We start from the raw sequence: 23,276 nt of genomic DNA, 5'->3' as shown, positions 1-23,276 counted from the left end.
CGTCTGCGATTCGGCACCGCCGACACGTTCTGCACATCTTTAGGAACGGCCGAGTTTTCCACGAATCGTGGGTTCTGAGGGTTCGGCTGTGACCTGACGAGCGGATGCTCGGACGATGTCCTTCGTCCTTGCATCCGCTGCCCTCGCTGTCTACGGCCCGATCGTCCGCACACACGAACTGCGTGCTCACGGCGTGACGAAACGGGAGATCTCTCGGGCTCGCGCCGCCGGCGAGATCATTCGCATCCGGCAAGGACTGTATGCGGCTCATGACACCTCGGAGGAGCTTCTGCATGCCGCATGGCACGGCGGTACACCGTCCTGCCTGGTCGCCGGACGGATGCACGGTTTGTGGATCTTCGACGAGCGAGAGCCGTGCGCTGCTGTCTCGTCGCCGCGCCACGTGTGGATCGGTCACGCGGGGCAACGTCATCCATGCTTTGGCGATGGGTGTGATGAATCACTCATCTGGCACTGGGACGACGGCGATGCCGCGCCTGGGGATCTTCCTCCTGTTGCGAATGTGCTTCTGCAGATCGCGGTGTGCGCAGACGACGAGACTTTCTTCGCAGCGCTGGAGTCTGCTCTGCGCAAGGCGCTGATCCCGCCGAGCGGTATGACCTGGCTGAGTGCGCGCCTTCCGAGTGAGCTGCGTTGGATGCTCGGCTTCGCGCGCGCAGATGCCGACAGCGGTCTCGAGTCTCTGATCAGGCTCCGCCTGCATCTTCTCGGGATATCGGTGCGCACGCAGGTGTCCATCGAAGGCGTCGGCGAAGTGGATTTCGTCATCGGCGATCGACTGATCGTGGAGGCTGACGGAAAGGAGAACCACGACGATGATCCATCAGCCACGGCCGCGCGAACCTCGCGTCGCCATAAAGACCTTGTGCGCGACGCGAAGGCTGCTGCACTCGGCTATGAGACCCTGCGGTTCGACTACGCCTTGATCGTGCATGACTGGCCGACGGTGGCTGCGGCGATCATCGCGAAGGTGCAGGCGGGCGCTCATCTCCGAGGGTGATCGGCATACGGTGCGCCGAATCCCGAGGGTGATCGGCGCCCGGTGCACCGAATCCCAGACGCGCCGTTGCACACGCGGCGTGTCAGGCGCCAATCCCCCGCCGACACGCCGAGGCCGACCGGAGGCGTCTGGGATTCGGCACCCGCGGATCAGCCGTGCGGCGAGGCCGCCGGTCGGGTCGGGTCGGCCCGGGTCGGGCTATGCCGAGAGCATCCGGTCTCGAACCTGACGCCGCAGCACCTTGCCGATGAGTGACCGAGGCAGATCATCGACAGCGGTGATTCGCCGGGGCACCTTGTAGGACGCGAGTCGGGTGCGGCAGAAGTCCCGCAGTGCGCCTGCATCGAGGACCGCTCCCTCACGAAGCACGACGGCCGCCACGACGTCTTCACTGCCGTTCGATCGCGGGACCCCAACGACGGCTGCGGAGACGACGTCTGGATGCGCCTCAAGAGCCTGCTCGACTTCGGTGGGCGATACGTTGAAGCCGCCGGTGATGATGAGCTCCTTGAGCCGATCGACGATCGTCACGAAACCGTCTGCAGAGACCTCAGCGATGTCGCCCGTTCGCAGCCATCCGTCAGCGAGCAGCACGGCTGCCGTGTCGCCAGGGCGCCGCCAATAACCTTGGAACACCTGCGGCCCGCGGATGAGGAGTTCGCCTCGTTCTCCGAACGCCAGATCAACAGCGGGATCACTCGGATCGACGACACGAATCTCCGTGCTGGGGAAGGGCACGCCCACGGTGCCGGGCCGTCGAGTGGGACCCATCGGGTTGCCGAGCGCCACCGGTGAGGCCTCCGTCATGCCATACCCCTCGACGAGAAGACCTCCGGTGGCTTCCTCCCAGCGCCGGACCGTCTCGACGGGCAGGCTCATGGCGCCGGAGATCGCGAATCGCACCGTCGAGAGGTCGATGGAGCCGCGGGATGCAGCACGGGCGAGCTGGTCGTAGATCGGTGGCACCGCAGGCAGGAAGGTCGGCGGACTCGTGCGCGCAGCATCCGTCACCAGGTCGAGATCAAAGGTGGGGAACAGCACGAGCTTCGCGCCGATGCTCATAGCGAAGGTGAGACACAACGTCATCCCGTACGCGTGGAACAGCGGCAGTACGCCATAGAACGTCTCCTCACCGTCGACGAGTCCTGGCACCCAGGCGCGGCCCTGCATGGCATTCGCGCGCAGATTCGAGTGTGTGAGGATCGCGCCCTTCGGGTCACCGGTCGTGCCACTCGTGTACTGGAGCAGGGCGACGTCCTCAAGCCGGGGACCGGCAGTGCGCCGCGAGATCCGACGATTGTCGAGCAGTTTCTTCCAGGTGAGCGTCCCCCTCGCCTGGGGCGTTCCGGTCAGCTTGTTGCGCGATTCGCGAGCTTTCCTCAACGGCAGACGCAGAGCCAGCCGCTTTGCGAACGGGAGTGCAGTGGTGATGTCGACGCTGATGATGCGCTCGAGCTTGAGATCCGCGGGAAAGTCGGCGAGCGTGTCGACGCTCTTGTCCCAGACGATCGCGACGCGGGCGCCGTGGTCCTCGAACTGGTGACGCAGTTCACGGGCGGTGTAGAGCGGGTTGTGTTCGATGACGATTGCGCCCAGCCGGAGCGCCGCATAGAAGGCGACGACGTGCTGCGGACAGTTCGGCAGAACCAACGCGACGCGGTCCCCTTGCTTCACGCCCAGGCGCCGCAGCCCTTCTGCAGCTCGCTGGATCTGCTCCCCCAGATCCCGGTAGCTCGTGACGGCACCGAAGAACTCGAGCGCAGGCCGCCGCGCGAACGCCTTGACGCTCGCATCGATCATCTCCGGAAGCGTCTGTGCGGGCACGCCTATCTCAGCGGGAACGCCATCCGCGTATGCCGCAAGCCATGGTCGTGATTCGTAAGTACTGGCAGACATATCTCCATCCTGCCTCGAACGCGGGCCGCTGTCAGTCTCGGGCAGACAGCAAATATCGGTTCATCTCAGCGGTGAATTCGGTGTCGACGGACAGCGCGGTGCCGTCGATGGCCGTGATCGGTACGGCCAGCCGCACACTCGACACCAGCCACGCGGCATCCGCCTGTGCGAGATCGGATGCCGGAATCCGGTCGTACCCCGTTTCGAAGCCGCGTCGGACGAAGAATTCGTAAACGCTCAGCTGTGTGGTGCCGTGCAGGATGCCACCCGCCGGCGCCGGCGTCAAGAAGCGGCCACCGAACCGCAGGATCAGCGACGCGGTGGGAGCTTCGAGCACGAAACCGTCCGTCGACACGAACACCGCATCATCCGCCCCGCGTCTGCGCGCTTCGCGCAGCGCTGCCATGTTGACCGCGTACGACAGCGTCTTTGCCCCCAGTAACAGCCAGGGTGCGCGCTCTGCCACATCGAGGTCGTAGCCACGCTCCAGCGTCACCACGCGCACTCCCGCTTCGCGCACGGCCGCGAAGTCGGTTGCCGGCGCAGCCGTCACCCACGCCGTCGGCGTGGGCCCATGCTCGACCCCGCGACTGAGGATCAGTTTGATCACGGCCTCGCCCGGCGGGCACTGGGCAGCAGCCACCGCCACTGCTTGGCGCCACTGCTCTGCATGGGGCACGGGGAGGTCGCAGATCCGCGCGGAGTTGGCCAGTCGCTCCAGATGCGGCAGCACCTCTTGCGCGTGCCCGTCGATGACTCCGATCGACTCGAAAACGCCGTCACCGCGCTGCGTACTCAGCTCTCCGACACTCAGGGCCGGGGCTGCGGCATCGACGATCGTGAATGTGTCCGCGTAGTCGGCACGCTCCTCGGAGGCGTCCACAGGATCGATGATCAGGGCGAAGCGCTGTGCCATGACCCGACTCTACGGCAGAGGCCCCAGCGGGAATACCTTCGGTTCCGGGGCGTTACAATTGAATGGCCGGGCCGCATAACCCCGGGCTCCAAATTCTGCCGCTACGAGCGGCCTCCCGCCGAGAGGCGTTTTTGCGGCCCGGTCTTCTCATTCCCAGCGTCAGTTCGGCTCCGCACCGGTTCAGGCTCCGCACCGGTTCAGATCCCAGGGCCCGACCCTGTCAGTTCAGTGAACCGACACGCCACAGGCCTGCCGCGGCGGTCAAATCGTTCGCGAAGGTGTGCAGCCGCCGCGCCCTGGCAGTCAACTGTGTGGCCCGCTCGGCTTCCGTCGCCTCGTAGTCGTCGGCGACGTGCGTCGCCCCGGAGACCTGCACACGGCAGAACGCCGCGGCCCGTTCGAGCGCGACCGCGAAGTCCCCCTGGAACACGCCCCGCAGAATCGTGTCGATCAGCGTGACAAGCTCCTCCGGGCTCGCGGGTGCCGGAGCGCCGGCAATAACAGCATCCACCGATCGCAACTCAACGCGACCGCGCTCATACAGCAGCGCGGCGGTCTGCGAATCGTTGTGAATCGAGAGTTGCAGCAGATACAGCCGCCAGAGTGCGCCGGGCAGCGACACGGCCGGTGCGTCCGCCCAGAGTTCCGCGATGTCGTCAATACCGAACTCGCTGGTGAACTCGATCAGGCGCCGGGCGCTTTCTCCGCTCTCGTCGTCGCGGGCGCGCTGCACGAGTGCGGATGCCGTGGCATGAGCGACTCGTCGAGCCTCGACCGACCCCGACGATCCGACAAGATTGTCGAACGCCGTGGAGGGTCGCCGGATAGGACGGTGAAACTGCTCAGGCATCCCTCCAGGCTACTCGCGCTCAGGCGGTGGGGATCACGATGATGGGATCCGTTGTCGGAAGCCCCGTGGGAGAACCCCCCGCTGGCTCCACGGTGACGGCGATCACATCACCGGCACGCATCGGCCCATCGAGCAGTGCTGTCGCGTTTCCGCCATCCGTCTCGAACAGTCCGGCAGGCACCGGCTGCTCGCCGCGCACGAACCACAACTGGTACGTCTGTTCATCATCGAGTGCGTCCAAGCCCTCAGCGACGAGAACCGCGTTTCCTTCTGACTCGGCCCAGTGCGCGGTCGCCTGCAGCCCGGAGTCCAGCTCGACGCTGGCCTGTTGGGCATCCGGCGCCGCTTCGATCTGCTCCAATGCGATGACGGATGCTGGGCGCATCAGTTGCGGAATCAGAACGGCCGCGCCGACTCCGAGACCGACGATCAGCACCACCGAGGCGGCGAGCGCGAACAGCCCACGGCTCCAGCGTCGAGGCGCGCGCGCATGCGCGGGTTCGGCATCGGTTGCCGGGGCGGGGCCAGATGCCAGGGTGGGGCCGGGCGCTGGTCCCTGCGTCTGCCCCTTCGCGATTTGGACGAGCAGGGCCTCGCGAATACTGGCAGGCGGTTCGACAGCGGACACAGCATCCGCCATCAGATTTGCCGTCTCGGCATCGTCCGCGGCGATCGCAGCCCACTCCGGATGAGACTCGAGCGCATCGATGAAACGCCGCTGGTCGGCATCGGACAGCGCATCAAGGGCGTGGCCTGCAGCGAGCTCGGCGAATTCCCTCTCGTTCATGCGGTCACCCCCATCACACTTCGCAGACGTGAGAGTCCGTCTCTCATCCTCGTCTTGATCGTTCCCAGCGGCACCTGCGTCAGGACCGCGATCTCGCTTTGACTGTAACCGCCGAAATACGACAGCACGAGCGCTTCACGCTGGGATTCCGGCAGCGTTCCCAGCGCTGCCACCACGCGGTCACCATCGATACTCAGTTCGACCTGCTCGGCAACGCTGTCGTGAGCCACAACCACGTCGCGGGTCCCGACCCGGATGTCGCGGTCGGTGCTCGATTGCGACGAACGGACGCGATCCACAGCGCGACGGTGAGCGATCGTGAGGACCCAGGTTCGTCCCTGTCCTTTGTTCGGAGCGAACCGCCCCGCGGATTGCCAGATCTCCAGGAAGACCTCCTGAAGCACTTCTTCGCTCTGTGAGCGATTGACGAGCACGCGCAGGATGAGCCCGAAAACTCGCGACGAAAGCAGATCATAGAGTTCAGCAAACGCCCGCTGGTCCCCGTCGGCTACGCGGAGGAGGAGTTCGGCAACGGGGTCTCCCGCTGTGCCGTCCTCCGGCATCTCCACGCCGTCGATAACCATTTCGATAAGCATGCCGCATCTCCTCCCCTCCTACGAACCACGCGCCGATCAGGGCCGCATCTCGTCAGGACTTAACCGAAGGTGAACGAATAGGCTTGGACGCCGATCGGAATCTCGACGGTCAGCTCTCCCGTCTCCCCCGCGTCGACCTTCAGCAGCTCATACGACTTCGGTGTGCCGTCGACAGTGATCGTGCGCGACTTCCCGTCCTGCGCGGTCACGACCACGTCTCCCTCGCCCGCCAGTACGATCCTGATCTCGGATGCTCGATACATCAGGCGGATGCTTGCTCCCTCAGCGGTCGGTGTCGCGTACTGCGTCGCGATCTCCCATTCACCGTTGAGCGCGAAGGAATCATCGGGCTGTTCGTCCGGGAAGGCGAAGGTGGAGGTTCCCGCACGGTACGCGTCGCCACCGCCGTAGTTGACGTCCTTGGACGAGCCGAGGAATGTCTCGGGCGTGGTTGATCCGAGTTCAGGTGTCTCGTCCGCGATCTCGGTCGGCACCGGCAGTTGGACGTCGGGATCGGCGTCCTCGAGCAGCTCGCGGATCATGCTCTCGGTGGCGGCGTAGTTGCCCTCGCCGAACGAAATGTGCCGGACGACGCCTTCGGCGTCGATGAGGTAGTGCGCGGGCCAGTAGCGGTTGCGATAGTTCGTCCAGGTGGACAGGTTGTTGTCGAGCGCCACGGGGTAGTCGATGCCGTGCTCCTCGATACCGGCAGCCACATTGGCCGCATCCTTCTCGAACGCGTACTCGGGGGAATGGATGCCGATGACCTGTAGACCGGCGTCTTCATATGCTTTGTTCCAGGCAACGACGTGTGGGAGGGAGCGCTGGCAGTTAATGCACGAGTACGCCCAGAAATCGATCAGCACGACCTGCCCGCGCAGATCATCCAGGTCGATCCCTTCACCGCCGGTGGTGTTCAGCCACTCCTCGATGCCGCGAATCGATGGTGCCGTCCCGCAGGACTCGAGCTCTTCGGCTCCGTTGGTGCAGTTGTCGAGTTCGCGGTTTTCGTCGGTGACGAGGCCGCCGAGGTCGAGCGCATCGGCCTGCTTGTCCGCCAGGTCTTTTTGGATCCCGGCCGTGTAGTCCGGAACCAGCCGCTGCAGCATCTGCGGCACGTTGAAGACGAGCCCGACAGCGAGCGCGATCATCGCGATACCGGCGGCGATGCGCAGTCCGCGCTCTCTCGTGCGGAAGGCGCGGATGCGCTCGACCACGCCACGCCCGGCGAGCGCGAAAACGAGGAGCGGAATGGCCACACCGATGGAGAAGGAGAGTGTGAGCGCCACGGTGCCGATGCCGATCTGACCGGTGGCGCCTGCCACGATGATCGCCGCGAGCACCGGACCAGCGCAGGGAACGAAGACCGCGCCGAGCGCGAGCCCGACACCAAAGCCGCTCCCCTGGTTCTTCACTTCCTTTCGAGACTGAAGACGTTGGAAGGGCTTTTCCAGCAGCCGCTCGAACTTCGGCACAAGAAGCCCGACGCCGAGCAGCGCGAGGACGACGATCCCCACCCATCGGATGATGTCCTGCGGGAGGTTGAGAAGCCGAGGATGAGGGATCCGACCAGAGTGACCAGGCTGAAGCTCAGAACGAGTCCGGCAATGACCAGGTAAGGACGACTGCGTCGTGCCGGTGTTGTCTCACCGTCGAAGCGCGCCGACTGCGCGCCTCCCGTGAGGAAGATGACCGGCAGCACCGGCAGGATGCACGGCGAGATCCCCGTGATGAGGCCGCCGAGCAGCCCGATGATGATGAGGTCCATTTCCTCGCCTTCCGTTGCGGGTACTTCGGATTGAGCGGCCGAACGGATTGGCTCAGAAGTTTTTCAAGAAAGTTCCCATCCAATGCGGAAGGGGCTCCGAAGAATCATCAACGCCACGGGAAGTCCGTGGCTCCGATTCCCGGAGGTAGACATGTTCAGCACCAAGAAGAAGATCACCGCAGCTCTGTCGCTCGGCTTCGCCAGCGTTCTCGTGCTGTCGGGTTGTTCGATGAGTTCAGACACGACTGATGATTCGGCCGAGTCCACCGCACCTGAGACGTCTGAGACGACGGCTGAGACATCCGAGGCGATGCCCGACGAGAGCATGGATCCGGCGGCGAACCTCGTCGGTCCCGGCTGTGAGGCGTACGCCGAGGCTGTGCCAGACGGCGACGGTTCGATCCAGGGAATGTCGCAGGACCCGGTTGCGGTCGCCGCATCCAACAACCCGATGCTGACGACGCTGGTCGCAGCCGTAAGCGGTCAGCTCAACCCCGATGTCAACCTCGTCGACACGCTCAATGGCGATGAGTTCACCGTGTTTGCCCCGGTGGATGACGCGTTCGCGATGATCGACCCCGCCACCATCGAGGGCTTGAAGACTGACTCGGCCACACTGTCATCGATCCTGACCTACCACGTGGTTCCCGGCCAGATCGAGCCGGCCGATATCGCGGGTATGCACACCACCGTGCAGGGTACGGACGTCGAGGTCACCGGCAGCGGAGATGCGTGGATGGTCAACGATGCAAACGTGATCTGCGGCGGCGTCCAGACCGCCAACGCGACCGTGTACCTGATCGACTCGGTTCTGATGCCTCCGGCCGAATAGTCCGGAACGTGCCGAGTGGGGTTCTCGGCATTTGGACGCAGTGCGGGCGCCGGTGCACCAGACATCGACGCCCGCACATATGCGTCGTACGTCGCCGCAGGCATGTTCAGCGTACCCAAGGCTGAACCTTCCGAGCTCCCGTGAAACGGACAGGCGAGAAGTGCCGCTAGACTGAGATACGCGGGCCTCTAGCTCAGTTGGCAGAGCATCGGACTTCAACAAAATAGGAGCGCCTCGGGGGAAACTCCGGGGATGACACCACTCAAAGTCGGGGAACCCTTCCTGAGAAATCAGTTGGCAATCCCGAGCCAAGCCGGACGCAAGTTCGGAAGGTGTAGAGACTGGACGGGTGGCACCTAAAGCGAAAGCTAAGGTGAAGGGACAGTCCAGACCACGAACGCCCAGTGGGCGGCGGCGAAAGTCGAAGTGGTATGTTAATCCGCGGGTCACGGGTTCGAGCCCCGTGGGGCCCACCGCATATAACGTCTGACCTCGGCGTTAAAGTGCCGCTATGAAGAACTGCGGCACCTGTCAGAAGGTCAAACCGTTGACCGACTTCAATCGAAAAGCCTCACGCGCCGACGGACGTCAGGAAGTCTGTCGGGACTGCAACCGAGCGTCCTCTCGCCAGTACTATCAGCGCAATCGCGAGCACCACATTGCTGTGATCCGTGCGCGCAACAATGCTCAACGCGCCACGAATATCGCGCTCGTCACTGACTACCTCATGTCCCACCCATGCGTCGACTGCGGCGCTTCCGACTTGCGAGTCCTCGATTTTGACCATCGTCCGGGCACCAACAAGCGCGACGGAGTGATGAAGCTGGCCCGCGATGGCTTCAGCCTTCGTATAGTTCGTAACGAAATCGACCTGTGCGATGTCCGGTGTCGGAATTGCCACGCGATCGTGACGTACGAGCGGATGGGGAGCAACTGGCGGTCCGCAGCGATGGCAGCATCCGCATCCGGCGCCCCGCCCGCTGACTGAATCGCGTGTGGCTAGCACGCCTCACTGTGCCCGGCCGCCCCTTCTCGGCATCCATCCTCTGAGCGAGTCCAAACGTCCCGGAAGCGATCACCGGCGCTGGCGCGCATGCGCATGGACCAAGCCCAGACCGCCTGATCGCTCGCCCGGACGCAATCATCCGCGTATTCGCGGCACCCCCACCAGACGCTCGATTCCAGTTCGCTCGGCGGCGACAGCTCCACCGGAGGCTTCCGCAACGTGCGCCGCCAGCAGCGCCAGCTCGGCCGGCGGCGCCCATACCTCGAACGTCGCCTCTGCCGCATAGACCGGATCGCCGAGCACGGCACCGTGCGCCTGGACCCACTCACGCAAGAGGTTGTCGAAGCGCCCGGCATCCGCATGCTCAACAGCGACGGTCACCGCGGCCAGCACGTGCCGGTCCACAATCGTCGCCAGATCCAACGCTTCGGATACGGCCGACGAGTACGCGCGCACCAGCCCGCCGGCGCCCAGCTTGATGCCGCCGAAGTAGCGCGTCACCACCGCGACGATATCCGTCAGCTCGCGCCGCCTGAGCACCTCGAGCATCGGCACGCCCGCCGTCCCCGACGGCTCACCATCATCCGACGACCGGGCTCTGTCGCCGAGCACGCCGGTCACCTGTGCTGCACAGTTGTGCCGAGCATCCCACGCGCGCTTCTTCACCGCGGCGATGACAGCATCCGCCTCCTCCGGCGACGCGACGGGAGCGACATGCGTAATGAACCGGGACTTCTTGATCACCAGCTCATGTTCAACGGTCGCCGCGATCGTAGCCGGGTACGCGGTCATGCCGTCAGCTCGGCGAGCTTACGGACGGTGCGCAGGTTCCGCGCCGTCCCCGCCACGCCCAACGCACGATCGAACACCGCCGTGGTCAGCTTCGTCGCTGCCACGCCGCCCGGAGAGTACGCGATCCACAGGTCGGACCCGACGAGCGCGATCTCCTCGCCGGGCACCAGCCGTTCCTCCAACGCCGTCACAGCGCCCGCGGCCGGGGCCGCCTCCAGGAACATCGCGTGCACGAATTTCTCCTCATGCTCCGCGAACGGGTGCGCGGCAAGCGACGCGGTCAGCGCTGCATGCGTGCGGGCGATGACCGCGGTGTCGACGTCGAACTCCCTGGCGATGACTTCGCGAACGAGCGCGCACGCGGCTGCAGCATCCGCTGGTTCGTCACAGATGATATTGCCGCTGGCGATGTAGGTGGACACTCCCGTGAGGTTGGTTTCGGATGCCAGCACCTCACGCAGCCGCGCCATCGGGATGAGATTTCGGCCGCTGACATTCACCGCCCGCAGCAGCAGCACGCTCCCGCTCACGCGTCGGAACTCGGCAGCAGTTCGGCTCCTGCGTGGGCGAGCTCTGCCAGCGCCGCCGCGCTGCTGTCAGCACCCACTCCGGCGACTAGATCGGTCAGCACACGAACGTGCACACCGTGCGCGATGGTGTCAAGGGCGGATGCCCGCACGCAGTGATCCGTAGCGATACCGACGATGTCGGCGCTGAGCACACCGCGCTCGGCCAGCACAGCAGCAACGGCACTGCCGTCATCGGTGACGCCCTCAAACATCGAGTACGCCGGCACACCCTGGCCCTTGCGGACGTGGTGCGTAACCGCATCGGTGACGAGCAGCGGGTCGTATTCAGCGCCGTCGGTGCCGGCGACGCAGTGCACCGGCCAGGTGTCGATGAAGTCCGGATTCTCGGCGAAGTGCCCGCCGTTGTCACCGGTGGCATCGTGCCAGTCGCGTGACGCCACGATCACGTCGTAGTCCCCCGCCTTACTGGTCAGAAAAGCGGCGACACCGGATGCCACGGCATCCCCGCCAACGACGGCGAGCGCGCCGCCCTCGGTGAAGTCGTTCTGCACGTCGACGATGAGAAGTGCCCTGGTCATGATTCGAGCGTACGCGGTTCCGGAACGAAACGGCCCCGTGATGCTGTTCGCATCACGGGGCCCGTGGAGCCGCCTGTCAGAATCGAACTGACGACCTTCTCATTACGAGTGAGATGCTCTACCGACTGAGCTAAGGCGGCGTGCGCTACGAAAGCGGCACGATGAACGATATTACCCTGTTCATGCCATCACCGCGAATCAATCGCACTCCAGCCCGTCCTCGGGCACAACATCGTCGAGGAAGAAGCCCACCACGGCCTGATCAACGCAGATGTTGCCCTTGTTGTAGCCGGTGTGGCCTTCACCCACGCGAGTGACCAGCACGCCCTCTTCCAGCTGATCAGCCAACGAAACCGACCACTCGTACGGCGTCGCCGGATCGTTCGTCGTGCCGATCACGACGATCGGTCCTGCACCTTCGGCATGGATTTCATTCCGCGTACCGGTGGGGTCATGGGGCCACACGGCGCAGGTGTCCGGGCCGCTCCAGTACGGCGCGACAGTCGGCGCCTGTGCGTCGATCTTCTTCATCGCGGCGTCTTCAGCGGCTTGGTCGTCCTCGAGCGGATAGTCCATGCAGTTGTAGGCGGTGAACGCCTCGGAGGAGTTGTCGATGTAGACGCCGTCTTGACGCCCGTTGTACTGGTCGGCGAGGTAGAACGCGACATAGGCATCGCCCTGCAGGACACCGTCCAGCGCCTGGGTGAGCACCACCCAGTTCTCCTCCGAGTACAGCGTGACGATGATCGCCGTCATGAGCGAATCGGCACCGAGCATGCGCCCATCGCCATTGCGCAGCGGTCGGCGGTCAACGCTGGCCAAAAGCGCACCGAGATCATCCATCGCCTCATCGACCGTGCCGTTGAATGGACAGGAACCCGAATCAAGGCAGTCCTGCATGTACGCGCGCAGCGCCGATTCGAATCCGAGGGCCTGGGTGGTACCCACCTCGAGCCCGGAGACAGAGGGATCAACCGCGCCATCGAGCACGAGACGGCCGGCCTTGTCGGGGTACAGGTTCGCGTAGGTCGCCCCGAGGAACGTCCCATACGAGAAACCGATGTAGTTCAGCTGCTCATCTCCGAGCACTGCACGGATCAAGTCCATGTCGCGGGCGGAGTTGATCGTCGTGATGAACGGCAGGATGCCGTCACTATTGGCCTCGCACGCAGCAGCGAACTCCTTGTCGCGTTCGGTGAGTTCTGCCTCCCACTCGTCGCTGCCGCGATCGGCCTCCGGGATGTCGTAGAGGTAGGCGTCCATCGCTGCGGCGTCGAAGCAGGTTACTGCGGTGGATTCGCCCACCCCGCGCGGGTCGAAACCGATCACGTCGTAGTTCTCGATCAGCTCGCTGCCGACCGCGTAGTCCAGGCTGTTCAGGATGAAGGACCGCCCACTGCCGCCGGGGCCGCCCGGGTTCGTGAGAAGTGACCCCATCGGAGAATTGACGGCCTGGTGGCGCACGATCGACAATTCGATCTCGCCCGCATCGGGGTTCTCCCAGTCGAGCGGCGCATCGATCACGGTGCAGTCGAATCCGGGGCCGCCTTCATCGCACGGTTCCCACTGGGGTTCCTGTTCGTAGAACGGCAGCAATTCCGCCGCCACGCCAGCGGTATCGGGGCTCTTCGTCTGGGATGGTCGCGGTGCGACACCCTCGGGGATCACCGCGTACAGGCATCCGCTCAGCGCCACAGAAGCGGCGACGAGCCCGGCCGTCATCACGGAGAAACGGCGTAGACGAGAGGTTGTCTGTCGAGTGCTCACGGTTTCCTTCCGCTCGCGACAGTCACGAGCAAACTTTCCAGTGCGAGAGTCGGCGCGACGTTACGCTCCAGCGATTCCCGCGTCTCGGCGAGATGGTCGAGAACGACCAGCGTACGTTCGACCGGCCAAGCGGTAGCCAAAGCGCTCAGATCATCATGTAACTCACGGTTTATGAGATCGTCGGCACGCCCAAACTGCAGCATCACCACATCGCGGAACATCGACTGCAGATCTGTGAGCACGCGATCGATTCCATCGCGGAGGCTCCGGGTGGCCCGCTTCTTCTGATCGTCTTCGAGCGCCGAGATCTGCGCACGCAGCGCTGGAGGGACCGCCTGCCCCTCGGCGATTCCGACTGTGCGCAGCAGTGAGGTGCGTTCGGCAGAATCACGCTCTACCGTGAGTGATTTGGCGTCATCTGTTGCCGCCTGGATGATCTCACCGGCAGTCTCAACAGCGCTTCCCACGCCGCGCACGGCCAGCACCGAGCGCAGCGTCAGATCGCGGCGGCGACGGGCTGCATCATCCGTCGCCAGCCGCTGCGCCATGCCGATGTGTCGTTGCGCGTGCCGAGCCGCCTGCTCCGCCGTGGCCTCATCGGCACCCGTGCGCTGCACAATCAGGCTGGCGACGTCGCTGACATCGAGCTCCCGCAGACGCAGTGGACGCACCCGCGAGCGAATCGTCGGCAGCAGATCGGCCTCGCTCGGCGCGCACAGGATCCACACGGTCCGCTCCGGGGGCTCTTCCAGCGCTTTCAGCAGCACGTTGGAGGTGCGCTCGACCATCCGGTCGGCATCCTCGACGACGATGACCCGGTAGCGGCCCGCCGACGGCGCGAAGTACGAACGCTCCACGAGCGCGCGGGCCTCTTTGATCGTGATGATGACTTTGTCTGTGCGCAGCGCCGTGACATCGGGATGCGTACCGGCGAGCACCTGACGCATGGTGTGCTCATCGTCTGGTCCGCTGGCGATGAGGGCAGCCGCGAAGGCATAGGCCAGCGTGGAGCGGCCTGATCCAGGCGGGCCGGTGATCAACCAGGCGTGCGAGAGCGCGCCAGGATCGGATGCCGCGGCCCGCAGAGTTTCGACCGCGTCATCTTGCCCCGAGACGTCCGTCCAGGGGAACGGGGCAAGGGTCGCGGTCATATTCTCAGCCTAACTTGAGCCTGCGACAGAGCCTGCCGGTCAGATCAGAACCTGCCGTCACGACAGCGCCAGTCGCGATCAGATCAGTGCGTTGACGCGTTCGGCGATGTGCGCGGCGAGCGAGTCTGCGGGTGTCGCGGCATCCAGTACGAGGAATCTCTCCGGTTCCGCTTCCGCCAGCGCGAGGAATCCGGCACGCACACGGGTGTGGAATTCGGTCTTCTCCGCTTCGAGGCGGTCGAAGGGCTTTTCGTCCGAGTTCAGCCGCTCCCGCGCGATCGCCGGATCAAGATCCAGCAGGACGGTCAGATCCGGCAGCGCTCCCTCTGCAGCCCACAGGGAAAGTTCACGCACCTGATCGGCGTCGAGCACGCGACCAGCGCCCTGATAAGCGACGGAGGAGTCGAGGTAGCGATCCTGAAGCACGATCTCGCCGCGCTCCAGCGCTGGCTTCACGACCGTCGCGATGTGGTGGGCGCGGTCGGCCGCGTACAGCAGCGCCTCCGCCCGCGGGGCGATGTCACCACGGTGGTGCAGCACGATATTGCGGATGAGCTCACCGACCTCGCTGCCACCAGGCTCGCGTGTGCGCAGCACGGTGTGCCCGGCATCCGTCAGCGTGGCCTCGAGCAGCTGAGCCTGGGTTGTCTTTCCCGAGCCGTCGCCACCCTCCAAGGTGATCCAGGTTCCCCGTCGTGGGGTCACGAGTCCGCCTTCTGCTTCGCAGCCTTCGCCGCGGCGTTCGCCGCGCGCGTTGCCGCGGCCTTCTTGGCTGCCGCCGAGCGTGCTGCCGCCTTCTCCTCGTCCGTCTTCGCAGGAGCCTTCTTTGCTGGAGCCTTCTTCGCGGCCGGCTTCTTGGCAGCGGCCTTCTTCGCCGGCGCCTTCTTCGCACCGCGCTTGGCGACCGGACCCTTGGCACGCTTGTCGGCGAGCATCTGCACGGCGATCTCGAAGGTGATGTCTTCCGGCTTCTGACCGCGCGGAATCGTCACATTCGTCTCACCATCGGTGACATAGGCGCCGAAGCGACCATCCCGGATGCGGATCGGCTTGCCACTGACCGGGTCAGCCTCGAACTCGGCGAGCGCGCTGGATGCCCGGCGGGACCCCGCCCCATACTTCGGCTGGGCGTAGATCGCGAGTGCCTGCTCCAGAGTGACGTCGAAGATCTGCTGCTCGCCCTCGAGAGAGCGCGAGTCGGTGCCCTTCTTCAGGTACGGACCGTAACGGCCGTTCTGGGCGGTGATCTCGTCGCCCGATTCCGGGTCCGTGCCGACGATGCGCGGCAGGCTCAGCAACTGCAGCGCGGTGTCGAGGTCGACGGTGTCCACCGACATCGATCGGAACAGCGATCCGGTGCGCGGCTTGGGCGCATCCTTCTTCGCGGTCTTCTTCTTCTTCGGAGCATCCACGACTTCACCGGTCGTTTCGTCGACGGCGACGTCTTCCTCGGGCAGGTTCTCCTGCACGTAGGGGCCGTAACGGCCATCCTTGACGACGATGATCCGCCCGTTCTCCGGGTTCTCGCCGAGAACGCGGTCTCCGGCCACAGGCGCGTCGATGAGCTCCTGCGCCTTGGCCGCGGTCAGCTCATCCGGAGCGAGCTCTTCGGGAACGTTGACGATACGGCCGCGCTCGTCGGGCTTGGCCGGGTCGATGACCTCCAGGTAGGGCCCGTACTTGCCGAAACGGAGTGTTGCGGTGTCAGTGATCTTGGTCGAGTTCAGCGCGCGTGCGTCGATCTCTCCGAGGTTGTCGACAACGTGGCGGAGGCCCACATGCGCATCGGATCCGAAGTAGAACGACTTCAGCCATTCAACGCGCTTCTGCTCGCCGCGGGCGATCGCATCCAGGTCATCTTCGAGCGACGCGGTGAAGTCGTAGTCGATGAGGTCTGCGAAGTGCTCCTCCAGCAGACGCACGACACTGAACGCCATCCAGGTCGGCACGAGTGCCTGGCCGCGCTTGGTGGCGTAGCCGCGGTCGATGACGGTGCCGATGATGCTGGCGAACGTCGACGGGCGACCGATGCCATATTCTTCGAGCGCCTTCACCAACGATGCCTCAGTGAAGCGGGGCTTCGGGTTGGTCTTGTGGCCCTTCGCCTCAGCATCCGATACGGCCAGCTCGTCACCGACGGCGACGGCAGGCAGGGACTGGTTGGTGGCGGCGTCGGAGTCGCTGCGCTTCTCGTCGCGCCCCTCTTCGTACGCCTCAAGGAAGCCCTTGAACGTGTACACGGTTCCGGAAGCCGTGAACTCGGCCTTCTGACCTGCTGCATCGACGGACAGCGTGACCGTAGTGGTCTCGTACTTCGCATCGGCCATCTGGCTGGCGACGGTGCGCTTCCAGATCAGGTCGTAGACGCGTTGCTCTTCGCGATCGAGTTCACCGGAAACGGATGCCGGAGTGCGGAAGGTTTCACCCGAGGGACGGATCGCCTCGTGCGCCTCCTGCGCGTTCTTGCTCTTGGACTTGTACATCCGCGGCTTCAGCGGCACGGCCTTGTCACCGTAAAGCGAGACAGCCTGGCTCCGTGCAGCCTGCACCGCCTGGGTGCTCAGCGCGACGGAGTCGGTACGCATATAGGTGATAAAACCCTTTTCGTACAGACGTTGTGCGACGCTCATCGCCTGCTTTGCGCTCATCGAGAGCTTGCGGCCGGCTTCCTGCTGCAGCGTGGAGGTGGTGAACGGTGCGTATGGGCTGCGCGTTCCCGGCTTGGCCTCAACCTTGGTCACGGTGCCGGCGCCTGCGGCGTCAACGGCATGCGCGAGGGCGGTGGCGCGGGTTTCGTCGAGGACGACGACGGCCTTCTTCAGCTTTCCGGCGTCATCGAAGTCGGTGCCGCGGGCGAGCTGGCCGCCGTCGACACGCACCAGGCGCACCTTGAAGGCGGTACCGGTGGCGGAGGCGGAGGCGTCGACGTCCCAGTATTCGGCCGAGACGAACGCCATGCGCTCGCGTTCCCGCTCGACGATCATGCGGGTGGCGGCGGACTGCACTCGTCCTGCCGACAGACCCGTCTTCACCTTGTACCAGAGCACAGGCGAGACATCCCAGCCGTACAGGCGGTCAAGGATACGACGGGTCTCCTGAGCGTCGACGAGCGCGAGGTCGAGCTCACGGGTGTTGCCGACAGCTGCCTGGATCGCGTCCTTGGTGATCTCGTGGAACACCATGCGTTTGACGGGCACCTTCGGCTTCAGCGTCTCCAGCAGGTGCCACGCGATGGCCTCGCCCTCGCGGTCCTCATCAGTTGCGAGCAGGACTTCGTCGGCATGCTTCAGCGCGCGCTTGAGTTCGGCGACCGTCTTGGTCTTCCGATCGGAGACCACATAGTAAGGATCGAAACCGTTGTCGATGTCGATCGAGTACTTCCCGTAGGCGGCCTTGTCGGCGGCGGGGATGTCTTTCTTATCAGCGAGGTCGCGAATATGGCCGACAGAGCTGAGTACCTCGTAATCGTCGCCGAGATACCCCTGAATCGACCGCATCTTCGTCGGAGACTCGACGATGACGAGCTTTTTGCCTTCAGCCAAGGGTGCGTCCTTTCTTCGAAGCACACCATACACACCGCTTTCGTGGCGCGTTCACAGCAGAGCCGTGATCGGAGTCCTGAATCATTGCCGTCAGAATCCCTCGGGTGGCCCAGCGCGGGCCCGGGAGACGGCAGCTAGACCAGCGTACGCCGCTTGAACCTCAACTGTTGCCACCGGGCCGGAGATCGCACATGAGGTGAGGGTCGCTCCGGATGCCGCGGCTACCCGTGCGGCGAGCGCACAGGGGTCCTCATCGGTGATGATCGCCCCGGATACGCTGTCCGCTGCAGCCAGGGCTGCGGCGTCGGCTGCCCCGGCCGCGCGCTGTGCGATCACTGCGGCGCCGCCGACCGCCGCGAGCCCGAGAGAAAGGGACGCCGCGACGGCCAGCACTCCGGCAGCCAGTGCGGATCCTGCCATCACAGACCTCCGCTGAGCGCACAACTCGATGCTGCCAGCGGGATGCTGATGACCGAGCCGATCGACACGTCGATGCGTGCGCTGACACAGGACAGATCGCCCTGCGGCCCGCTCGTCACCTGCGCTCCGCTGACGGCGGCTGCCACGACGGCGTGCGCGGCCTCGGCGCTCTCGCCGCGACCGAGCAACCGCGCCGCATCAGCAACGGAATCCTGCAGTATGACCTGCTGCGCCGCCGCGCCCAGCGCGCCCGCCCCGAGCAGAAGTGCAAGCACCACTGCAGGCAGGGCCAGGGCGAGCTCTGCGGCGACGGATCCGCGATCGTCGCTGCCGGTGTTCGTATGCATCGGCCTACGACACGGTCAACGCCCGGCGCACGAGATCGGTGAGGATGCCGCGCACCTCATCCGAGCGCATGATGACCACCAGCAGCCCGGCGAACGCGACCGCCGCCATCGTGGTCACGGCATACTCTGCCGTTGCCGCACCGCTTTCGTCGGTGAACAGCGCGGCGGCGCGCTGTCTGGTGAGAGTGGGAATGGTATTCATCTTTTCCTTCTTTCTTCAGTGGCGCTGTCAGATCGGCAGCGGGGTTGAGGTGAGTACGGCGAGCATGAGCGGCGCGACGCCCAGCAGCAGAAAGGCCGGCAGCGTGCACACGCCCAGAGGGATGAGAAGCTGCGAGGAGAGTTTGGCCGCACGGACGCGGCCGCGGATGCGCGCATCGTGACGCTCCTGCGCGGCGGCCGCGCGCAGCAGTTCACCGGCGGGGACACCGGCTGCCCGCGACAGCTCCAGCACTCCCCCGGTACGAGCGGCGCTGAAGCGATCCCGCGCAGGGCTGTCTTCGACCAGGCGCAGCGAACGCTCGATGGAGGTTCCACCCGACAGGGCGACAGCGACGAGCTCTGCGTGCATCCCCGGAGTCCCCGGGTCCGGTTGCGCACGGCGAAGCAGACGCCGCGTCCACATTCGTGCGCAGAGCACGAGCACGAGCCCGGCAACCAGACACGCCGTTCCGATCGGGTTGCCGATGACGACACCCACAGTGTCGAATCCCAGTGCGACTCCCAGCAGAAGCCCTGCAAGCGGCATCCACAGCAGCAGCCGGGCGGTTCCGGCAGGTTCTGCGAGGGCGATGCGCACGTCGTCGGCGGCGGACGCAGCATCCTGCATCGTCTCAGCGAGCGACCTGAGCACGTCGGCGAGCGGCGCCCCGACTGTCGTGGCGATATCCCATGCGGCCGCGACATCACTCCACGCGCCGCCATCGGCCTCGATCGCCGCGACCAGCGGCATGCCGTCATCGCAGCGTTCGACCACGCGTTCGGCATGCGCATCACCGGCGTCCGAGAGGTGCCGCCAAGCGGTTAAGGGCACAGCCCCCGCCTGCAGCAGCACCGCGAGCGTGCGCACCGAGACGGCGGCCGCCTCGGCGCTGTCATCGGTCGGTGCGCTCGGGCGCGACAGCAGCTTCACCATGGCTGCACCTCCTCGATGTCCAGCCGATCAGCGCGCAGCATCATCCGCCCCGCCTGGGCGATCCTTCGCACACCGTCCGTGCCACGGGCCAGATGGATCACCACGGTGAAAGCGCTCACCGCCTGCCGAGCAAGCGCCGTCGCATCGAGCCCGGCAAGCGCGCCCAGCGCCTCGAGCCGGGCGGGAACATCGACGAGGCCGCTGGCATGCAGAGTTCCGGCACCGCCGTCGTGACCGGTGTTCAAGGCCGACAGCAGCTCGCGCACCTCCTCGCCGCGGCACTCGCCGACGACGAGCCGATCGGGGCGCATCCGCAGCGACTCGCGCACCAGACGAGCAAGGGTGATGGATCCGGCGCCCTCCAGGTTCGCCTGCCGCGCTTCCAGCGCGACGTGATGCGGATGCTGCGGCCGAAGCTCAGCAACATCCTCGATCGTCACGATCCGCTCCGATGCGGGAACCGCGTGCAGAAGTGCAGCCAGCAGCGTCGTCTTGCCGGTGCCGGTGCCTCCGGTGAGCAGAATGTTCGCCCGCTCGATCACGAGCTGCTCCAGCCAGACACGCTGACGGGAATCGAACGCGCCGAGCTCGGCCAGCGCATCGAGATCTGCTGCCCGGACCCGCGGGATGCGCACCGACAGCGCCGTGCCCGAAGTTGAAACCGGCGCTAGCACAGCGTGCACACGGATGCCGGAGGCCAGTCGCACATCGACGCACGGGGACTGATCGTCCAGATGACGCCCACCCGCGCCGATCAGCGCGACCGCAAGATCCCGGACCTCGCGCTCGGATGCTGCCCACGCTCCGACGCGCTCGGCGCCGCCGCCGCGATCGACGAAAAGCCCGTCGCCACCGTTGACGAAGATGTCGGTGACGCGCGGATCAGCGCAGTGCTCGGCGAGCGGGCCGAAGGCGGCATCCAGATCGGCCGGAATGACCGCTGCGGCGCCAGCGGTCCGCATCCCGGTGCGCGGCTGAATGATGAACGGCTGTGGCATGCCCCGAAACTATGCCGCGCAGCATCCGCACGGAGGGCCAGAACCCCATCCCTGTGAGCAACTCGCAGCATCCGTCGATTGTGCACAACGACTGCAATCGCACGTGTGCTGGCAGGCGTAAACAGAGGAGGGCGGCACCTCACGGGGGGAATGAGGTGCCGCCCACTGGCGCACCGATGCTTGGGGGAAGCGGGCACGCCAAGGCCAGAATCAGAATTCGGCTGTCGTCGAGTGTACGCAACCAGGCTGTGGTCGCAAAAGCCCGAGTACTACCAACTTTCGGCAGTATTGGCAGAATCAGGCGCAGACTAGATTCACCCTGTCCCGGTCGTGCGTTTCGCGCGACCTGTCCCGCCGCAAAGGAGCGCGTGCCATGAGCAGCCAGATCGACCATCTCCTCGACGAGACCCGGCAATTTCCGCCCTCGGACGAATTCGCCGCCGCTGCCGTCGCACAGCCGGAGATCTACGAACGAGCAGCCGGCGACCGTGAGGCCTTCTGGGGAGATCAGGCCCGCGAGCTGCTGCACTGGCACAAGCCCTTCACCCGCGTTCTGGACTGGTCTAACCCGCCGTTCGCGAAGTGGTTCGACGACGGCGAACTCAACGTCGCATATAACTGCCTCGACCGTCACGTCGAAGAAGGCAACGGCGACCGTGTCGCGCTCCTGTGGGAGGGCGAGCCGGGCGACTCCCGCCGCATCACCTACGCCGACCTCACCGATGAGGTCAAGCGTGTCGCCAACGTGCTCGCCGGCTATGGCGTGGGTGCCGGGGACCGTGTCGCCATCTACCTGCCGATGATTCCCGAAGCCGTCGCATCCATGCTCGCTGTCGCGCGCCTCGGCGCGATCCACTCGGTCGTCTTCGGCGGATTCAGCGCCGACAGCCTGCGCTCGCGCATCGACGATGCCGGCGCGAAGGTCGTCATCACCGCTGACGGCGGCTATCGCAAGGGCCGCGTCTCCGCACTCAAGCCCGCCGTCGATCAGGCGCTCAGCGACCGCGGCGACGGTGAGCAGCAGACCGTCGAGCATGTGCTGGTCGTCAAGCGCGGCAATAACGACGTCGATTGGATCGAGGGGCGCGACCACTGGTGGCATGAAGAGGTCCCCGTCGCCTCCGGCGAGCACGAAGCCCAGCCGTTCCCCGCCGAGAACCCGCTGTTCATCCTGTACACCTCGGGCACGACCGGAAACCCCAAGGGCATCCTGCACACCTCGGGGGGATATTTGACCCAGGCGGCGTACACGCACCGGAACGTCTTCGACCTGAAGCCCGAGACCGACGTGTTCTGGTGCACGGCTGACATCGGTTGGGTCACGGGCCACAGCTACGTCACCTACGGTCCGCTCGCCAACGGTGCGACCCAGGTGCTTTATGAGGGAACCCCGGATGCCCCGCATCCTGGCCGCTGGTGGGAGCTGATCGAAAAGTACAAGGTCTCGATCTTCTACACCGCCCCCACGGCGATCCGCTCGTTCATGAAGACCGGACGCAGCATCCCGGAGAAGTTCGATCTGTCATCGATCCGACTGCTCGGGTCGGTGGGCGAACCGATCAACCCCGAGGCCTGGATGTGGTACCGCGAAGTCATCGGCGCGAACCGCGCTCCGATCGTCGACACCTGGTGGCAGACCGAGACCGGCGCGATCATGGTTTCGCCCCTGCCCGGCATCACCGCGGCGAAGCCGGGCTCTGCGCAGGTTCCTGTCCCGGGCATCTCGCTCGGTGTCGTGGATGAGTCTGGAGAAGCAGCCAGCGCTGGCGACGGCGGGCTGCTCGTGATCACCGAACCATGGCCGGCGATGCTGCGCGGCATCTGGGGCGACCCGGAGCGCTACAAGGAGACGTACTGGGACAAGTTCGAAAAGCAGGGGTACTACTTCGCCGGCGACGGCGCCCGCCTCGATGAAGACGGGGATCTGTGGCTACTCGGCCGAGTGGACGACGTGATGAACGTCTCCGGGCACCGGCTCTCCACGGCCGAGATCGAGTCGTCCCTGGTGGCACACGAGGCAACGGCCGAGGCTGCTGTGGTCGGGGCATCCGATGAGACCACCGGGCAGGCGGTCGTCGCCTTCGTGATCCTCAAAGAGAGCTACCTGTCGGCGCATGACCCCGCGGGCCTCGCCACGCAACTGCGTCAGTGGGTCGGTGAGCAGATCGGTGCGATCGCTCGCCCCCGCGACGTCTACATCGTGGGAGAGCTGCCCAAGACCCGCTCGGGCAAGATCATGCGGCGCCTGCTGCGCGATGTCGCCGAAGGCCGTGAGGTCGGCGATACGACGACGCTCGCCGACACCGCGGTGATGAGCATTATCTCGGCGCAGGTGAAGTAGCCC

Annotated in this window: 22 protein-coding genes and 1 tRNA gene; 3 read left to right on the top strand and 20 right to left on the bottom strand. The window is 65.4% G+C overall.

Going from position 1 to position 23,276, the window contains the following annotated elements:
• The first annotated feature begins 115 nt into the window (after positions 1–115).
• Complete coding sequence (locus ACSU1L_RS11485; RefSeq protein ID WP_439255891.1) at positions 116–1,021, top strand: type IV toxin-antitoxin system AbiEi family antitoxin domain-containing protein; 906 nt, start codon at positions 116–118, stop codon at positions 1,019–1,021.
• Between the two features lie 198 nt (positions 1,022–1,219).
• Here the strand turns inward: ACSU1L_RS11485 and ACSU1L_RS11480 are convergent, their stop codons facing one another.
• The 6 genes from ACSU1L_RS11480 to ACSU1L_RS11455 all read right to left on the bottom strand — a co-directional run bounded on the left by ACSU1L_RS11480 (position 1,220) and on the right by ACSU1L_RS11455 (position 7,583).
• Positions 1,220–2,917 (bottom strand): long-chain-fatty-acid--CoA ligase, encoded by a 1,698-nt coding sequence (locus ACSU1L_RS11480; protein ID WP_439255890.1) that lies wholly within the window; start codon positions 2,915–2,917, stop codon positions 1,220–1,222.
• A 31-nt stretch (positions 2,918–2,948) separates the two neighbouring features.
• Entirely contained in the window at positions 2,949–3,833 is an 885-nt protein-coding gene (locus tag ACSU1L_RS11475) for an aminodeoxychorismate lyase (protein WP_439255889.1), read from the bottom strand.
• A 220-nt stretch (positions 3,834–4,053) separates the two neighbouring features.
• Positions 4,054–4,683, bottom strand: a complete 630-nt coding sequence (locus tag ACSU1L_RS11470) for a DNA-directed RNA polymerase subunit beta (protein WP_439255888.1) — start codon at positions 4,681–4,683, stop codon at positions 4,054–4,056.
• Between the two features lie 19 nt (positions 4,684–4,702).
• Positions 4,703–5,470, bottom strand: coding sequence for an anti-sigma factor (locus ACSU1L_RS11465; protein WP_439255887.1), 768 nt, complete (start codon positions 5,468–5,470; stop codon positions 4,703–4,705).
• Complete coding sequence (sigK, locus tag ACSU1L_RS11460; protein ID WP_439255886.1) at positions 5,467–6,066, bottom strand: ECF RNA polymerase sigma factor SigK; 600 nt, start codon at positions 6,064–6,066, stop codon at positions 5,467–5,469. The genes ACSU1L_RS11465 and sigK overlap by 4 nt, the downstream gene beginning before the upstream one ends.
• A 59-nt stretch (positions 6,067–6,125) precedes the next feature.
• Positions 6,126–7,583: a cytochrome c biogenesis protein DipZ gene (locus ACSU1L_RS11455; RefSeq protein WP_439255885.1), complete on the bottom strand. Its 1,458-nt coding sequence runs from the start codon at positions 7,581–7,583 to the stop codon at positions 6,126–6,128.
• A 402-nt stretch (positions 7,584–7,985) separates the two neighbouring features.
• On the opposite strand from ACSU1L_RS11455, the gene ACSU1L_RS11450 reads away from it, so the two are divergent.
• The gene (locus ACSU1L_RS11450; RefSeq protein ID WP_439255884.1) at positions 7,986–8,666 is read left to right on the top strand and encodes a fasciclin domain-containing protein; all 681 of its coding nucleotides are present in this window, start codon (positions 7,986–7,988) and stop codon (positions 8,664–8,666) included.
• 571 nt (positions 8,667–9,237) lie between these two features.
• Here ACSU1L_RS11450 and ACSU1L_RS11445 read toward each other — a convergent pair.
• From ACSU1L_RS11445 to ACSU1L_RS11380, 14 genes are all read right to left on the bottom strand, one after another.
• Positions 9,238–9,567: a hypothetical protein gene (locus tag ACSU1L_RS11445; protein ID WP_438255485.1), complete on the bottom strand. Its 330-nt coding sequence runs from the start codon at positions 9,565–9,567 to the stop codon at positions 9,238–9,240.
• 240 nt (positions 9,568–9,807) lie between these two features.
• The gene (locus ACSU1L_RS11440) at positions 9,808–10,464 is read right to left on the bottom strand and encodes an IMPACT family protein (RefSeq protein ID WP_438255486.1); all 657 of its coding nucleotides are present in this window, start codon (positions 10,462–10,464) and stop codon (positions 9,808–9,810) included.
• Positions 10,461–10,994 (bottom strand): DUF1697 domain-containing protein, encoded by a 534-nt coding sequence (locus ACSU1L_RS11435; protein WP_439255883.1) that lies wholly within the window; start codon positions 10,992–10,994, stop codon positions 10,461–10,463. The genes ACSU1L_RS11440 and ACSU1L_RS11435 overlap by 4 nt, the downstream gene beginning before the upstream one ends.
• Positions 10,991–11,572: an isochorismatase family protein gene (locus ACSU1L_RS11430; protein ID WP_439255882.1), complete on the bottom strand. Its 582-nt coding sequence runs from the start codon at positions 11,570–11,572 to the stop codon at positions 10,991–10,993. The genes ACSU1L_RS11435 and ACSU1L_RS11430 overlap by 4 nt, the downstream gene beginning before the upstream one ends.
• Positions 11,573–11,636: 64 nt before the next feature.
• Positions 11,637–11,712: transfer RNA gene (locus ACSU1L_RS11425), tRNA-Thr, on the bottom strand.
• Between the two features lie 58 nt (positions 11,713–11,770).
• Positions 11,771–13,294, bottom strand: coding sequence for an alpha/beta hydrolase (locus tag ACSU1L_RS11420; RefSeq protein ID WP_439256074.1), 1,524 nt, complete (start codon positions 13,292–13,294; stop codon positions 11,771–11,773).
• A gap of 41 nt (positions 13,295–13,335) precedes the next feature.
• Positions 13,336–14,490: a DNA polymerase III subunit delta' gene (locus tag ACSU1L_RS11415; protein WP_439255881.1), complete on the bottom strand. Its 1,155-nt coding sequence runs from the start codon at positions 14,488–14,490 to the stop codon at positions 13,336–13,338.
• 78 nt (positions 14,491–14,568) lie between these two features.
• Entirely contained in the window at positions 14,569–15,195 is a 627-nt protein-coding gene (gene tmk, locus ACSU1L_RS11410; protein WP_439255880.1) for a dTMP kinase, read from the bottom strand.
• Positions 15,192–18,032 carry a type I DNA topoisomerase gene (gene topA / locus ACSU1L_RS11405; protein WP_438255491.1) on the bottom strand — a complete coding sequence of 947 codons (2,841 nt, stop codon included), beginning with the start codon at positions 18,030–18,032 and terminating at the stop codon, positions 15,192–15,194. Before topA ends, tmk begins: the two co-directional genes overlap by 4 nt.
• A gap of 90 nt (positions 18,033–18,122) precedes the next feature.
• The gene (locus ACSU1L_RS11400; protein ID WP_438255492.1) at positions 18,123–18,452 is read right to left on the bottom strand and encodes an Rv3654c family TadE-like protein; all 330 of its coding nucleotides are present in this window, start codon (positions 18,450–18,452) and stop codon (positions 18,123–18,125) included.
• Positions 18,452–18,799 carry a TadE family type IV pilus minor pilin gene (locus tag ACSU1L_RS11395; protein ID WP_439255879.1) on the bottom strand — a complete coding sequence of 116 codons (348 nt, stop codon included), beginning with the start codon at positions 18,797–18,799 and terminating at the stop codon, positions 18,452–18,454. Before ACSU1L_RS11395 ends, ACSU1L_RS11400 begins: the two co-directional genes overlap by 1 nt.
• 4 nt (positions 18,800–18,803) lie before the next feature.
• The gene (locus ACSU1L_RS11390) at positions 18,804–19,001 is read right to left on the bottom strand and encodes a DUF4244 domain-containing protein (protein ID WP_438255494.1); all 198 of its coding nucleotides are present in this window, start codon (positions 18,999–19,001) and stop codon (positions 18,804–18,806) included.
• A 27-nt stretch (positions 19,002–19,028) separates the two neighbouring features.
• Positions 19,029–19,934: a type II secretion system F family protein gene (locus tag ACSU1L_RS11385; RefSeq protein WP_438255495.1), complete on the bottom strand. Its 906-nt coding sequence runs from the start codon at positions 19,932–19,934 to the stop codon at positions 19,029–19,031.
• A complete protein-coding gene (locus ACSU1L_RS11380) occupies positions 19,928–20,932 on the bottom strand; it encodes a TadA family conjugal transfer-associated ATPase (RefSeq protein WP_439255878.1) in 1,005 nt (334 codons plus the stop codon). Before ACSU1L_RS11380 ends, ACSU1L_RS11385 begins: the two co-directional genes overlap by 7 nt.
• 373 nt (positions 20,933–21,305) lie before the next feature.
• On the opposite strand from ACSU1L_RS11380, the gene acs reads away from it, so the two are divergent.
• Positions 21,306–23,273 carry an acetate--CoA ligase gene (gene acs / locus ACSU1L_RS11375; RefSeq protein WP_439255877.1) on the top strand — a complete coding sequence of 656 codons (1,968 nt, stop codon included), beginning with the start codon at positions 21,306–21,308 and terminating at the stop codon, positions 23,271–23,273.
• The last annotated feature ends 3 nt before the right edge of the window (positions 23,274–23,276 follow it).

Origin of the sequence: Microbacterium sp. A94 (assembly GCF_051842855.1) — a bacterium.
Classification (GTDB): domain Bacteria; phylum Actinomycetota; class Actinomycetes; order Actinomycetales; family Microbacteriaceae; genus Microbacterium.
The sequence above is the reverse complement of the archived record's forward strand: the minus strand, read 5'-3'. Positions and strand labels throughout refer to the sequence as shown.

What these genes read in the sequence shown, in the direction of transcription:
- ACSU1L_RS11485 (WP_439255891.1), top strand. Translation starts at nt 116, where the DNA reads ATGTCCTTCGTCCTTGCATCCGCTGCCCTCGCTGTCTACGGCCCGATC.
- ACSU1L_RS11480 (WP_439255890.1), bottom strand. Translation starts at nt 2,917, where the DNA reads ATGTCTGCCAGTACTTACGAATCACGACCATGGCTTGCGGCATACGCG.
- ACSU1L_RS11475 (WP_439255889.1), bottom strand. Translation starts at nt 3,833, where the DNA reads ATGGCACAGCGCTTCGCCCTGATCATCGATCCTGTGGACGCCTCCGAG.
- ACSU1L_RS11470 (WP_439255888.1), bottom strand. Translation starts at nt 4,683, where the DNA reads ATGCCTGAGCAGTTTCACCGTCCTATCCGGCGACCCTCCACGGCGTTC.
- ACSU1L_RS11465 (WP_439255887.1), bottom strand. Translation starts at nt 5,470, where the DNA reads ATGAACGAGAGGGAATTCGCCGAGCTCGCTGCAGGCCACGCCCTTGAT.
- sigK (WP_439255886.1), bottom strand. Translation starts at nt 6,066, where the DNA reads ATGCTTATCGAAATGGTTATCGACGGCGTGGAGATGCCGGAGGACGGC.
- ACSU1L_RS11450 (WP_439255884.1), top strand. Translation starts at nt 7,986, where the DNA reads ATGTTCAGCACCAAGAAGAAGATCACCGCAGCTCTGTCGCTCGGCTTC.
- ACSU1L_RS11440 (WP_438255486.1), bottom strand. Translation starts at nt 10,464, where the DNA reads ATGACCGCGTACCCGGCTACGATCGCGGCGACCGTTGAACATGAGCTG.
- ACSU1L_RS11430 (WP_439255882.1), bottom strand. Translation starts at nt 11,572, where the DNA reads ATGACCAGGGCACTTCTCATCGTCGACGTGCAGAACGACTTCACCGAG.
- ACSU1L_RS11420 (WP_439256074.1), bottom strand. Translation starts at nt 13,294, where the DNA reads ATGACGGCCGGGCTCGTCGCCGCTTCTGTGGCGCTGAGCGGATGCCTG.
- ACSU1L_RS11415 (WP_439255881.1), bottom strand. Translation starts at nt 14,490, where the DNA reads ATGACCGCGACCCTTGCCCCGTTCCCCTGGACGGACGTCTCGGGGCAA.
- ACSU1L_RS11400 (WP_438255492.1), bottom strand. Translation starts at nt 18,452, where the DNA reads ATGGCAGGATCCGCACTGGCTGCCGGAGTGCTGGCCGTCGCGGCGTCC.
- ACSU1L_RS11395 (WP_439255879.1), bottom strand. Translation starts at nt 18,799, where the DNA reads ATGCATACGAACACCGGCAGCGACGATCGCGGATCCGTCGCCGCAGAG.
- ACSU1L_RS11390 (WP_438255494.1), bottom strand. Translation starts at nt 19,001, where the DNA reads ATGAATACCATTCCCACTCTCACCAGACAGCGCGCCGCCGCGCTGTTC.
- ACSU1L_RS11385 (WP_438255495.1), bottom strand. Translation starts at nt 19,934, where the DNA reads ATGGTGAAGCTGCTGTCGCGCCCGAGCGCACCGACCGATGACAGCGCC.
- ACSU1L_RS11380 (WP_439255878.1), bottom strand. Translation starts at nt 20,932, where the DNA reads ATGCCACAGCCGTTCATCATTCAGCCGCGCACCGGGATGCGGACCGCT.
- acs (WP_439255877.1), top strand. Translation starts at nt 21,306, where the DNA reads ATGAGCAGCCAGATCGACCATCTCCTCGACGAGACCCGGCAATTTCCG.